Source organism: Pararhodobacter oceanensis (assembly GCF_003076755.1).
Taxonomy (GTDB): Bacteria; Pseudomonadota; Alphaproteobacteria; order Rhodobacterales; family Rhodobacteraceae; genus Pararhodobacter; species Pararhodobacter oceanensis.
Genome location: NZ_QDKM01000010.1, coordinates 90,504 through 104,091 on the forward strand (window position 1 = coordinate 90,504; position 13,588 = coordinate 104,091).

Genomic DNA, 13,588 nt, shown 5'->3' on the forward strand with positions numbered 1-13,588 from the left:
AGGAAGACTGATGAAGAAATTCTACCTTGTCGCCATGACAGCAGGTCTTGGCATCAGCGCGGGCGCGGCCTCGGCTGATGACATCACCCTGCAGCTCAAATGGGTGACGCAGGCGCAGTTCGGCGGCTATTACGCGGCGCTCGAGAACGGCTTTTACGAGGAAGAGGGGCTTGATGTCACCATCCGCCCCGGTGGCCCCGATATCGCGCCGGTGCAGGTGCTGATGGGCGGCGGCGCCGATGTCATGGTCGACTGGATGCCCTCGGCTCTGGCCGCCCGTGAGCAGGGCGCGCCGGTGGTCAATATCGCCCAGCCCTTCGCGCGCTCGGGCATGATGCTGACCTGTCTGGCGGAAACCGGCATCACCTCGCCGGATGATTTTCCGGGCCGCACGCTGGGCGTCTGGTTCTTTGGCAATGAATACCCGTTCCTGTCGTGGATGAACCATCTCGGCATCCCGACCGAGGGCGGCGATGACGGGGTCGAAGTGCTGCGGCAAGGCTTCAACGTTGATCCCTTGCTGCAGCGGCAGGCCGATTGCATCTCGACGATGACCTATAACGAATATGGTCAGGTCCTGGATGCCGGCATTCCCGCCGATCAACTGGTCACCTTCAAATACGAGGATCAGGGCGTCGCGACGCTGGAAGACGGGCTCTATGTGCTTGAGGAAAATCTCGAGGATCCCGAGTTTGTCGACCGGATGGCGCGATTCGTCCGGGCGTCGATGCGCGGTTGGGAATGGGCCGCCGAGAATCCCGAAGAAGCGGCGATGATGGTGCTCGACAATGACGAATCGGGTGCCCAGACCGAGGCGCATCAGATCTTCATGATGCGTGAGGTCGCGATGCTGACCGAAGGCGCCACCGGCCGCCTTGACGAAGAGGCCTATGCCCGCACCGTGGCCACGCTTTTGGGCGGCGGTTCGGATCCGGTGATCACCGCCGAACCCGAGGGTGCGTTTACCCATGTAGTGACCGACGCGGCACTCAACTAATCCGCGAAAGGGCGCAACGCGGCTCTTGCGCTGCGTCCTTTGTGCATCACTCCAGCACTGGCCCGGCATCCGCGCGATGTCGGGCCAATTTTATTTTCTTTCTCGTCACATTCGCCAAGTATGCGATGTGATTAGGAATCCTTGGCCGGTTCACCGATGAGTCGGCGCGGCAGACAGATAGGCGGGAATAATCAAGCCCAGAGATGGCGCGGGATCAAAATAATCACTGTTGACCCCTATGCGTTGATACGTCAGTTTGTGTAGGCCGGTTCAAGGGCCACTAGATATGGTAAGGCTCGCCCGGGTGACGGAACACACACATTCCCCTAGCGGAACACGCGCAAACCGCGTGTGTCTGGTTATCGCGTGACTTTCACGCGGTGATGGTTTTGCCGTGTCCTGATCCCGGAGCGCGCCAATGATATCGAGAAAAAGGCCCAGAGACCGGCGGGACATATGGATTGATCGGGGACAGGCACAATGCAAATCGAGCGCAAATTCACCACCGAAGGCAAGGACGCTTACGCGGCACTGGAGTTCACCACCACCGTGTCGGAGATCAGGAATCCCGACGGGCGGATCGTGTTCCGCAACGCTGCCGTCGAAGTGCCCAAGGGCTGGAGCCAGGTCGCCTCGGATGTGATTGCGCAGAAGTATTTCCGCAAAGCCGGTGTGCCCGCACGCCTCAAGAAAGTCGCTGAAAAGAACGTGCCCGAGTTCCTCTGGCGCTCGGTCGCCGATCAGGACGCGCTCAAAAGCCTGCCCGAAGACAAGCGCTATATCGGCGAAACCTCGGCGCGGCAGGTCTTTGACCGGCTCGCCGGCGCTTGGGCCTATTGGGGCTGGAAGGGGGGCTATTTCACCTCCGAGGCCGACGCGCAGGGCTATTTTGACGAGATGCGCTTCATGCTCGCCGCGCAGATGGCCGCGCCGAACTCCCCGCAGTGGTTCAACACCGGTCTGCATTGGGCCTACGGCATCGACGGCCCGTCGCAGGGGCATTACTACGTCGATCCCTTCACCCATAAGCTGGTGAAATCGAAATCCTCCTACGAGCACCCGCAGCCCCACGCCTGTTTCATCCAGTCGGTCTCGGATGATCTGGTCAACGAGGGCGGCATCATGGACCTCTGGGTCCGCGAGGCACGGCTGTTCAAATACGGCTCCGGCACCGGCACCAATTTCTCCTCCCTGCGCGGCGAGGGCGAGAACCTCTCGGGCGGTGGCAAATCCTCGGGTCTGATGGGCTTTCTGAAGATCGGTGACCGTGCCGCAGGCGCGATCAAATCCGGCGGCACCACGCGGCGCGCGGCGAAAATGGTGATCTGCGATATGGATCACCCCGATGTCGAGCAGTTCATCAACTGGAAGGTGATCGAGGAACAAAAAGTCGCCTCGCTGGTCGCCGGTTCCAAAGCCCATGAGCAGCATCTCAACGCGATTTTCACCGCCATCCGCACATGGGACGGCGCCAGCGAAGCCGCCGTCGATCCGGCCCAGAACCCCGATCTGAAAGCCGCGATCAAATCGGCCAAAAAGGCCATGATCCCAGACACTTACACCAACCGCATCCTGCAATACGCGCGTCAGGGCTACACCAGCATCGAATTTCCCACCTATGATACGGATTGGGATTCCGAGGCCTATGTCACCGTCTCCGGCCAGAACTCGAACAACTCGGTGCGCGTCACCGACGCCTTCCTGCAAGCGGTCAAGAATGACGACGATTGGGCCCTGATCCGCCGCACCGATGGCGAGACCGCCAAGACCGTCAAAGCCCGCGAGCTTTGGGATCAGGTCGGCCACGCCGCTTGGGCCTGCGCCGACCCCGGCATCCAGTTCCACGACACGGTCAACGCCTGGCACACCTGCCCGGCAGACGGCGCGATCCGCGGCTCGAACCCGTGCTCGGAATATATGTTCCTCGACGACACCGCCTGTAACCTCGCCTCGATGAACCTCTTGACCTTCTACAAAGACGGCGCCTTTGACGCCGAGGCCTATATGCACGCCTCGCGCCTCTGGACGATCACTTTGGAAGTCAGCGTGATGATGGCGCAATTCCCCTCCAAGGAAATCGCCCAGCGGTCTTACGAATACCGCACGCTCGGCCTCGGCTATGCCAATATCGGCGGCCTCCTGATGAACATGGGCTTTGGCTACGACAGTGCCGAAGGCCGCGCCATGTGTTCGGCGCTGACCGCGATCATGACCGGCGTCTCCTATGCGACCTCAGCCGAGATGGCCGCCGAACTTGGCGCCTTCCCCGGCTACGCGAAAAACGCCGATGCGATGCTGCGGGTGATCCGCAACCACCGCCGCGCCGCCCATGGCGCCAGCGACTATGAGGGCGTCAATGTCGCCCCCGTGGCACTTGATGCCGCGAACTGCCCCGACGCGCGCCTCGTCGATCTGGCCCGCAACGCATGGGATGAGGCGCTGGCCTTGGGCGAGGCCCACGGCTACCGCAACGCGCAGGCGACGGTGATCGCCCCCACCGGCACCATCGGTCTGGTGATGGATTGCGACACCACCGGCATCGAGCCCGATTTCGCGCTGGTGAAATTCAAGAAACTGGCCGGTGGCGGCTATTTCAAGATCATCAACCAGTCGGTCCCCGCCGCCTTGACCAAACTCGGCTATACCAAAGCCCAGATCGCCGAGATCATCGCCCATGCGGTCGGCCACAACACGCTGGGGCAGGCGCCCCATATCAACCACACGGCGCTGGTCGGCCACGGCTTCAGCGAGGTCGAGATCAAAAAGATCGAAGCCGCGCTGCCCTCGGCCTTCGACATCCGCTTTGTGTTCAACCAATGGACGCTGGGCGAGGACTTCTGCCGCGAAGCGCTGGGCATCCCCGAGGCCAAGCTCAACGATCCCTCGTTTGAACTGCTGCGCCACCTCGGCTTCACCCGCGCCCAGATCGACGCCGCCAATGACCATGTCTTGGGCACGATGACGCTGGAAGGCGCGCCGCACCTCAAGCCCGAGCATCTGAGCGTGTTCGACTGCGCCAACCCCTGCGGCAAGACCGGCAAGCGCTTCCTCAGCGTCGATAGCCACATCTATATGATGGCCGCCGCGCAGTCGTTCATTTCGGGCGCGATCTCGAAAACCATCAACATGCCCAACACCGCCTCGATCGAGGAAACACTGGCCGCCTATGAACTCAGCCACTCGCTGGGGATCAAGGCCAATGCGCTTTACCGTGACGGCTCGAAACTCAGCCAGCCGCTGGCCGCCGCGCTGATCGAAGACGACGAAGAGGCCGAAGAGATCCTCGCCACCGGCTCCAATCAGGAGAAAGCCGCGGTGATCGCCGAGAAGATCATCGAAAAGGTGATCATCAAAGAGGTCGCTCGTGGCCGCGAGAAACTCCCCGAGCGGCGCAAGGGCTACACCCAAAAGGCGCTGATCGGCGGCCATAAGGTCTATCTGCGTACCGGCGAGTATTCTAGCGGCAAGCTCGGCGAGATTTTCATCGACATGCACAAGGAAGGCGCCGGTTTCCGCGCGATGATGAACAATTTCGCCATCGCGATCTCGGTGGGCCTGCAATACGGCGTGCCGCTCGAGGAATATGTCGACGCTTTCACCTTCACCCGCTTTGAACCCGCGGGCATGGTGCAGGGCAACGAGGCGATCAAGAACGCGACCTCGATCCTCGACTATATCTTCCGCGAACTGGCTGTGTCTTACCTCGACCGCACCGATCTGGCGCATGTCAAACCCACGGGTGCAGCATTCGACGACCTCGGCGAGGGCGCCCGTGAGGGCCAGCAGAACGTCAGCACGGTGACCGACGACGCCGCCTCGCGCGGGCTTGAGGTGCTGCGGCAGATCTCCTCGACCGGCTACCTGCGCAAACGCCTGCCGCAAGAGCTGGTGGTGCTGCAGGGCGGCGGCAAGGCTGAAATGCGCGACAGCGCCGCCAGCCACGAAACCACAATCGCCACCGCCACCCTCACCGAAACCGCCACCGTCGGCCTCGCCGTCGGCTCTCCGGTCGGCTCCAGCGTTGGCTCCACCACCGCCTCCTTCGACCCGCGCACCAAAGCCAAAATGCAAGGCTTTGAGGGCGATCCCTGCACCGAATGCGGCAACTACACCCTCGTCCGCAACGGCACCTGCATGAAATGCAACACCTGCGGCGGGACGTCTGGGTGTAGTTAAAGAGATTGAGGTGGGTGTCAGCAGGGGCAAAGTAGCTCCCAAATCGGGCTAAGTTTGTTCCAAGAACTGGAAGTCCGACGCGGCTCCGAGCGTTAAGTTATTGTATTGGTGTCAGAATCCGGAATTCCATCAGAATTTCAAAATTGACACCTTGATGCCCGAAGCGCCTCAATGCGCTTGGTGGTGAAAATCGGAGCAGGCGTCTAAGCCGAAAACTCAACGAAGTCATCATATTAGGGGCGTCCTTGCGGCGCCCCTAATTATTTGCGACGTGTTGGGCTGGAACTTTTCACGCATCAGGCACAGGAGACCGCTATGTTGATGCCGCATTCGGTTACCTTGCATGATGATGAGACCGCACTGTCGTTTGGATCGCGCCTTGCAGCGGTCAATCAGCTGCCGAGCCTGTCCGAACTCCTGAAAGACTTCCAGTTTACGATCACAGACATCCTTAACGGTGACCCGACGACCTTGGCTGGCTTGGCAGAGCTTGGCGGCGTCGAGGCGACGCGTCTTTCCAATCGGGCATTTCGACCCCTCGATAGCTCCTCCTATCGGATAGCCGGTTCAACCGTCGAAAAGCGCCATCTCTACCTTCGCCGGAACCGGATATGCCCTGCATGCTTTCGTGCTGATCTCGGCGGTCAGATGTCCGCGAGTGCGATGGTGAATGCCTATGCCCGCGTTCTCTGGTCTTTTTCCTCCGCGCGAACCTGCCCAATCCATCATCTGTTCCTGGTTGCGCCGCCGGAAGAGGATCTCATGTATGAGTTTGCCTCGTCATGGAGCCCTTGGCTTTTAGAAATCGCGGATGGGGAGCTTGACGATCCTAGCCCGGCGGAGGCCCAGTTTGAGCGCCATCTCTCAGATCGACTGGCTGGGAATGCAACGAAGAGTTGGCTAATGGAATTTTCCCTCGGGGCGTTGGGCGCCGCATGCGAGATGATGGGTATTTCCCTACTATTTGGAAAGCAGGTAGGAATCCGCGATATGACATCTCGCGATCTCGCGGTCGCAACCGATTCAGGCTTTGCGCTTCTCGCGGAAGGACCGCAGGCAGTCGTCGCCTATTTTGAAACGCTTCACTCAGAGAAGGGCTCGCCTCAAGACAAGCCTCAGGCCCGCTACGGCCGGATTTATGAATGGATGACCCGCGGTAGCGGAAAGGGGGACGCCTATGCGCCACTGCGCGATCTGTTTCGGCAACACATCCTAGAGACCTGGCCGCTTGATGCGGGCGTAATGGTTCTTGGATATCGGCTTCCAGAGCGACGCCTGCATTCCATCAGGACTGCCTCACAGACACATGGCTTGCATCCCAAAAGGCTGCGCCGGCTGCTAACTGACGCGGGTCTCCTCGCTGAATCGGACCGGCCTGATTTTGAAGCATTGTTTAGCGCACCGGCGGCGCAGACGTTCCTCGAGCAAGCATCGGGTTCGGTGGGTTATGCGGAGGCCCAACGCCGTCTGGGTATGACGCGCACACAGATGGAGAGGTTGATAGCTGGCGGGCAGTTGAAGCCGGGGGAGGGCGGCGATAAAGCGCGGCCGCGTTTCACGGAAGCCGCGATCAGTCAGTGGACCAGTTTCTTTAACAGTTTCCCATGTGCGCCCCAGCATCACACATTGACGAGCGTGACAGAAACCGTCAGCAACCTCGGCAGCACGACGACTGATGTCCTGAATCTGATCACGCAACAGCAGTTGAGGGAGGTATTCAGAGATTCCCGCAAGCAAGGTTTGTCGGCGATCCTAATTCGGAAAGGTGAAGTGGCGCAGCGCTTAAAGGCCGTGCAGGGCAGGCGGCTCTCAACGTCGATCTCGGCGGTGTCAAAAGACGCGGGGATCAGCACTGATTTCCTGCAGCAATTGGCTGACGCCGGCTGTTTCGGCCTTGTGCAGGCAACCGAGACACGAAGCCATCATCAACCAGAAACCCGAATTCCAGATGATGAATTTGCTCTGTTCAACGCGCAATATGTTTCGCGCCGCTACCTGTCACGTAGCGGGCGCAGCCCGATCGCGATCAAACGCAAACTCGATGACGCCGGTATCGAGCCCGCATTCGTTTCCTTAGACGGAAAGGAATTTATCTACGAGCGGGGGCATCTCGTTAATATCTGATGGCTGAACATGACTTAGTTCGCGTCTGCGATGAGTTTAATCGAATCCAACATAAGGACTGCAAACTAAGAAACCAACGATCAGATTGATCTCCAGAGACGCCGATTGCAGGAATTTGGAGACGCGCGCTTCCGGCCCTTAGCTGCCTTACACATAGCCCGCGATTGCGGCAGCGCAGCAATCGAAATCTTATATTTGGCGAGTGCGCCTGTAAGCTGTAGGGTGACAATCGAAGGTGGTGGCGAAGTGCCGTTTTGCCGCGTCAGCGTGCTCGTTTACACCTATTGATGATGGCCCTCCAGCCTGAATAGGATTTTTTAATTGTTGAAAGAAGAAAAACGTAAACCTCTTATTGTTCGGCGCCTGTTGATCCAAAATTTTAGAGGTGTAAAAAGTGGATTAGTTGATTTCCATGGCCACACACTTCTTGTTGGCGGCAACAATGCGGGCAAGTCTACGATCTGTGAAGCGCTGGAACTGGTGCTTGGTCCAGAGCGTGCCTATCGTCGCCCAATCGTCAATGAGCATGACTTTCATGCTGGCCGTTATCTCGATGAGGACGATAATCCTGTTTACATCAAGATTGATGTAGTTCTGCTTCATCTGCCTGAAGAGATGGAGAAGAAACTTTTTTCGAAGACCCGTCCATGGAGCGATGCCAAAAGTGGATTTGTAGATGAAGATGGCGCAGCGCCCGAGGACGCCAATGGCGAAGATATCGTCCGCGCCCTGCCACTGACCTTCATCGGTCATTATGACCGAAAGGAGGATGACTTTGTCGGGGCGACGTATTTCGCACACCCTGTCGAAGAACTTGGCGAAGACGATGAACACTTTGGCAAGCCATTTGCGGGCCTGCACTTCTTCCCTCGTGATTGGAAAATCCAGTGCGGCTTCATCTATTTGCGGACGCTACGGACCGGACGTCGCGCCCTTAGTCTGGAACGCGGCTCGCTGCTCGATACGATCCTACGGCTCGGCGACACCGGGAAGGAATCAATGTGGGAAAGCACGGTGAGGCAACTGCGCGCCCTGGACCCGCCGATTGGAGACATTCCCCAGCTCGAGGGCATTCAGAGGCAAATCAGGGACCGTATGGCGCGCTTCGTCGGCTTGTCTGCGGACCAGGATGCGACTGGCTTCTATGCTTCTGACCTGACGCGGGAGAACTTGCGTGAGGTGGTCCAGCTCTTCCTGAAGAGCCAGGACAGCAACCACGCGGTTCCGTTCAACCGCCTCGGGACAGGCGCGGTGAACGCACTGGTCTTTGCACTGCTGACCCATATTGCGGATTTGCGGGGCAACCGCGCCATCATCTTTGCGATGGAAGAACCTGAGATTGCCTTGCCGCCCCATTCGCAGCGTCGGATCGCGAAATATCTCCTGAAGAATATGGGACAGGCCATCATCACTTCCCATTCACCCTATGTAATTGAAGAGTTCGATATGGCGAATCTGCGGGCTGTCTCCCGGACGGCGGGGATTTTGTCTTCGGATAGTATTCCTGCGGGCGTCATCAAACACAGAGCACTGCGCACCAATCGCAGGCAATTGGCCGAAGCCGTCTTGGCGCGCGGCGTGATCGTCGCCGAAGGCGATACCGAAGCCAAGATGCTGGCAGCGGCAAGCTACGTGTATGAAGCTCTCGATAAATCTGATGCTTATGCGCCGTTGGACTTGATTGGGGTGAGCGTCTTTGATGCGGGTTCGCAGTCCGATGTCCCGAAATGGGGGCCGTTTTTTGAGGTATTGAAAAAGACGACCTTTGCCTTCCACGATCAGCCTCAAAAAGCCTGGACGGCAGACCAGACGGAGAAGCTGGACACTTATCACTACAATTTCGAGAGCGCGTATAAGGGCACGGAAGACTTGCTGGCCGCCGAAGTGCCGCCTGCGGTTCTTCGGCGGTTTCTGGATCAGGCCAAGGACCATCCCGACTACCCAACCGATAAGGGGTATCTGAAAGGCGGCGAAAGCGATGACGACGTGATCCTGTTGTCCAAACAAGTCCTCAAAGCCAAAAAGGGCTCGGGCTTCGCTGCGATGCTGATCGAACAATGCGCGACGCTGGAAGAGATGCCCGGAACCGTGAAGGGCTTTCTGGAAAAGGTCGCCGCCGACATGGCGCTGCCCAAGCTGGACGATACAGACGACGATTCGGGAGACGGCGAAGATGGACCGGATGATCCCGACCCGCTGGATATCGACGCCGAGGACCTGATCTGAGTGATGGCCTTTACGATCTGCGAAAAACGTCAATCGGTCATTGATGAACAGGGGCACGCGCTGGTCATCGGCGGGCCGGGATCGGGCAAAACGACACTCGCGCTGCTCAAGAGCAAGGGTATTCTGGATAGCCTCGCAAAGGGGCAAAGCATTATTTTCCTGAGTTTTTCGCGCGCCGCCGTGCAACAAATCCTCAAGCGCTGCCGAGAGATCCTCAACAAAGAAGAAATGAAGCGCATTGATGTGCGCACCTATCATTCCTTCTGCTGGGATATCCTGCATTGCCATGGGCGCTTGCTGGGCGGGCGGCCTCTGAAGATGATGGCCCCGTCAGAGGAAGGCATACGGCGCACGCAGTTCGATGGAGACTGGACGACGGAAAGCAAACGACTGAAAGATGAAGACGGGATTATTTGCTTCGACCTCTTCGCCGCTGCAACGGCGGAGCTCTTCGAGGGCAGTTCGCACCTGCGCATCTGGATGGGACGGCTCTTCCCACTGGTGATCCTTGATGAATTTCAGGATTCCGATGACGATCAATGGCGTTTTGTCCAGCAACTCAGCGCCGTCACTCAAACCCTATTTCTCGCTGATACAGAACAACGGATATTCGAAGGGTCGTTCCGGCCCGGCGTTCGGGCGGATAGGCTGGATATTCTTAAGAGTGCCATCGTGCTTCGTGAAGTTGATCTGCGTGATGACAATTACCGCAGCGCCGACAGCGACATTCTGGCCTTTGCGGATTGCGTCCTGAGCGGCAAAGGCCCGTTGCCCAACACCAAAGATGTGAAGCGGCTGTCCTACGACTACAAGAACCAGTTCTCGGCAACAGTTCATTTCGCGGTCGCGGTCACACTTCACACCCTGCGCAAATGCGGGATCGATGATCCGACCGTCGCCGTTCTGGCGAGAAGCAATGATCTGGTCGCAGAAATCTCCGATATTCTCGAAGTCCCGCACAGCTATAACGGAAAGGACCTGAAGCCGATCCCCCATGACATTGTCTGGGATCAAGAGCTCTCGGCATCGGCCGGTGTTGCGATTGCGTCGGCGTTGGAATTTGTCTCTCTGGATACACCGGTTGCACGCGAGGCGATGCACGCCAAGATCGAAGAGTATTTCCTGATCAAAAAGGATTTTTGCCAACGCTATGGTGGGCGTGGTGCGCAGACGGCGGGCACGAAGGCGGCGCGCTTTGGGAAAGCAAAGGCCAAGGTCGCGGAGGGTAAGGACCTAACGCAAGGCTCGCCGAAGACCTTCGAGACCGCGCTATCGGCAATCCCCGCTCTGACGGGTGATCCGGTCAGAGACTGGAAGACCGTTAGAGCAGCGTTTCGAGCGCATGATGATTTGAAGGCGATCTTTCAGGATGCTCGGATGGTGAGACTTTTCCGCGCCTCCGATACGCTGGCGACGGCCTTGGCTGGGCGCTGGATGGAACGCGCGACCTATGAAGGCGCGGCACGCATGATCCGAAGCGTGCTTGATCAGGAAAAGCTGATCGGCCTGGAGCGTGATCCGAAGGGCGTCTCGTTAATGACCTTGCACAAATCCAAAGGGAAAGAGTTTGACGGCGTCGTAATGATTGAAGGCATGTATTCCAGCCCTTTCCTGCTTGAGCGCGAAGCGCCCGACTTTGCACCGTCTCGGCGACTTTTGCGCGTTGGAATTACCAGGGCGAGGAGCTTTGTCCTGCTTGTGCGTCCCAGAACAGCCAGTCCCCTGATTGATTGATAGCGCGCGACCTATTGCGCAATCTTCTTCGCAATTGGCCAGTTGGGTTGCGACTGCAGCGAACGACCGCTTCCCGCCGATGCTTGTCAGACTGACGGAACCGGCCCTGAGCTGCCGTTCGTGACAAATCCGTCCAACGGCAGTTCCCAGCCCGAAGCGGCCCCATGAACCTCAGTGCTGATTTTCGATAGCTGACCTTCGCCGTGAGGGTCGCGAACCGGTAAGATGCGGACAAAGTGAGCCTTCGCTGCAAGCTGCATAGATGGCTGCTTAAAACCTGTGACACGCTTTGGGTTGGTGGCCCCAATTGACGAAGCGAACGAGACATAACCGCTATTCTTGCGTGGCAAGTGTTGCTGTTAAAGTCGATTGCTCGAAGTCGGTGATCAGAACGCTCAACTTCATTTCCCATGGCCCTTCGGTGGGAAGCGTCAACGGTCCCGCCAGCCAAGTGCCTTCTGGCGTTAATTCCGCCTCAACCTTGATTGGGCCAATGCCTTCTAGAGTGTCTGTGAACAAAAGGCTGGCTTCCTTGGGCAGTAGTGGGTCTCCGCCACCATCCGCGAAATAGATTGTTATGTTAATCGCACCGGGAGGCGCGTCAGAAAAAGTGACATCGGCCATTACCTCAGCGCCATGCAGGTGCAGGTAAATCTGGTCAGTTGCCTCTTCGGGACCGGGCGGCGGGGTCAGCCGAAAGCACATGGCAACCAGCAGGACAATCATCCCGAGTGCTATTTCGGCTCCAATGCTGCGGCGCAATCCAGATTGCGCCGCAAGGGGCGCAGCGGCGAGTGCCGGGGTCAAGCATGTCTTGTTCAGCAAGGCAAGCGCAAGCATGCAGGCCACCAGAACCAGTTTGAACGCCAGAAGTTTGCCCCAGTTCGACCCGATCAGGGTCGCAACATCCACGCTGTGGATGAAAATCAGGCCAACGCCAGAGGCCACAAGCACGATCACAGCGGGAAGCGCCACCTTCGAGAACCTGTGCAAAGCCCGTAGGTTATTCGCCCCCGAGAGGCTGGCAATCAACGGCGGCAACCCTCCGATCCAGAAGATCAACGCGGCGGCGTGCAGACCCATCAGCGGCTGACCGATCCAGCGGCTTGGCCCCACGCTGGCATGGCCAGACACAGCAAGCGATATAGCCCCGAGAGCCAGTGCAAACAGAGCAACACCACACTTCCCTAAGGAACTGCCTGCGATCAAGGCCGCGACCGCACCTATCAAAAGTCCCCAGCCACGCGGGGCAGACACAGCGGCGATCCAAGGGGCGGGTGACAGCAGGGCAGGAAATCCGCGACCTAAAAGATCAAGCCCGTATGCCCCGAGAGCGACACCAGCGAGTGGGAGTGCAGCCAGAGCGGACGTTCGCCAGAGGCGGCCGGCAACCGGGGGCAATGGTGCAATCATAGCGGCGTAAAGCGCCGCACCAACTGTCAGAACCATGCTCAAAACCGCCAGATACCGCGCCGCAATTGAGGGAATAGCAGTTGCCGGAACATCCGGTTCGGCCCCGCCCGTGACTTCGCCAACCGAAAACACCAATGCCCCGCCGACCGGATGTCCATCGGCTGAGGCGACCCGCCAGTTCAGCACATAGGTGCCTCGTCCGGTTTCGGGAGGTGCAGAAATAGAAAGCGCGTCGGGCTTGGCAGATGCTTCAGCCGCACTGCGTGTTCCGTCCGGTAGAAGCCATTCCATAGTCAATACGCCAACGGGTTCGCTGAAACGCAGACTTACGGTCTCGGGCAAAGCATCAAGCAGGGCATCGGCTGCTGGGCTGCTGCCTTGGAACTCGGCATGAGCGAAAGCGGGTGACGCCAACGCGAGAACCGCAATCAAGGTGCATAGAAACCTATGCAGAATGCCTGTCGGTCGTGTCATCGGTCTACTCGCTCTCGATTTGTCGTGGATTCTTCTGTTCGGGTCAATTCAGCGCCGAAAGGTGGGGCCGCCCGATATCGGACGACCCCCTGCTATGCAGTCGCGTTAGTGGCTGTGACCTGGTTCGGTGATTTCCACACCCGGAGCCGGACCTTCGAGTTCATGGGGGTCTTGACCTTCGGCGGGGATTTCGATCCAACGTTCGGCCCCGTTTGCGCATTCCTGCACAACAGGGAAATAGACAGTCGATCCTACCGCAAATGTGTCGGTCATTTTGCCGCGAAAGGAAAACTGGTCGAAATGAGCGTCTAGAAGTTCGTAAGCGACAAGGGAACCCCGTGGGTTAACGGGTCGGCGTGTCCGAGCTAGCTTTCGAGCGTTCATGCAAGCGCCGGGGTTCTATGTCGACGACCAGTTCTACGCCTATATCTACGCCTAGTAGCT

7 protein-coding genes are annotated in these 13,588 nt (G+C 58.5%); 5 read left to right on the top strand and 2 right to left on the bottom strand.

All coding sequences use genetic code 11. The features are described from left to right. Positions 1 to 10: 10 nt before the first annotated feature. From DDE20_RS16490 to DDE20_RS16510, 5 genes are all read left to right on the top strand, one after another. Positions 11 to 997 carry an ABC transporter substrate-binding protein gene (locus DDE20_RS16490; RefSeq protein ID WP_116559626.1) on the top strand — a complete coding sequence of 329 codons (987 nt, stop codon included), beginning with the start codon at positions 11 to 13 and terminating at the stop codon, positions 995 to 997. A 480-nt stretch (positions 998 to 1,477) separates the two neighbouring features. Continuing rightward, positions 1,478 to 5,173, top strand: coding sequence for a vitamin B12-dependent ribonucleotide reductase (locus DDE20_RS16495; protein WP_116559627.1), 3,696 nt, complete (start codon positions 1,478 to 1,480; stop codon positions 5,171 to 5,173). A gap of 315 nt (positions 5,174 to 5,488) precedes the next feature. Continuing rightward, the gene (locus tag DDE20_RS16500) at positions 5,489 to 7,297 is read left to right on the top strand and encodes a TniQ family protein (RefSeq protein WP_116559628.1); all 1,809 of its coding nucleotides are present in this window, start codon (positions 5,489 to 5,491) and stop codon (positions 7,295 to 7,297) included. Positions 7,298 to 7,618: 321 nt separating this feature from the next. After that, positions 7,619 to 9,523, top strand: coding sequence for an ATP-dependent nuclease (locus tag DDE20_RS16505; protein WP_116559629.1), 1,905 nt, complete (start codon positions 7,619 to 7,621; stop codon positions 9,521 to 9,523). Positions 9,524 to 9,526: 3 nt separating this feature from the next. Beyond that, positions 9,527 to 11,257 carry a UvrD-helicase domain-containing protein gene (locus DDE20_RS16510; RefSeq protein ID WP_116559630.1) on the top strand — a complete coding sequence of 577 codons (1,731 nt, stop codon included), beginning with the start codon at positions 9,527 to 9,529 and terminating at the stop codon, positions 11,255 to 11,257. A 333-nt stretch (positions 11,258 to 11,590) separates the two neighbouring features. On the opposite strand, the gene DDE20_RS16515 is transcribed toward DDE20_RS16510, so the two are convergent. Together DDE20_RS16515 and DDE20_RS19350 are read right to left on the bottom strand one after the other, a co-directional pair. Beyond that, positions 11,591 to 13,144, bottom strand: a complete 1,554-nt coding sequence (locus tag DDE20_RS16515) for a copper resistance CopC/CopD family protein (protein WP_116559631.1) — start codon at positions 13,142 to 13,144, stop codon at positions 11,591 to 11,593. Positions 13,145 to 13,249: 105 nt separating this feature from the next. After that, a complete protein-coding gene (locus DDE20_RS19350; RefSeq protein WP_116559632.1) occupies positions 13,250 to 13,528 on the bottom strand; it encodes a DUF1775 domain-containing protein in 279 nt (92 codons plus the stop codon). Positions 13,529 to 13,588 lie beyond the last annotated feature (60 nt).

What these genes read in the sequence shown, in the direction of transcription:
- DDE20_RS16515 (WP_116559631.1), bottom strand. Translation starts at nt 13,144, where the DNA reads ATGACACGACCGACAGGCATTCTGCATAGGTTTCTATGCACCTTGATT.
- DDE20_RS16500 (WP_116559628.1), top strand. Translation starts at nt 5,489, where the DNA reads ATGTTGATGCCGCATTCGGTTACCTTGCATGATGATGAGACCGCACTG.
- DDE20_RS16510 (WP_116559630.1), top strand. Translation starts at nt 9,527, where the DNA reads ATGGCCTTTACGATCTGCGAAAAACGTCAATCGGTCATTGATGAACAG.
- DDE20_RS19350 (WP_116559632.1), bottom strand. Translation starts at nt 13,528, where the DNA reads ATGAACGCTCGAAAGCTAGCTCGGACACGCCGACCCGTTAACCCACGG.
- DDE20_RS16495 (WP_116559627.1), top strand. Translation starts at nt 1,478, where the DNA reads ATGCAAATCGAGCGCAAATTCACCACCGAAGGCAAGGACGCTTACGCG.
- DDE20_RS16490 (WP_116559626.1), top strand. Translation starts at nt 11, where the DNA reads ATGAAGAAATTCTACCTTGTCGCCATGACAGCAGGTCTTGGCATCAGC.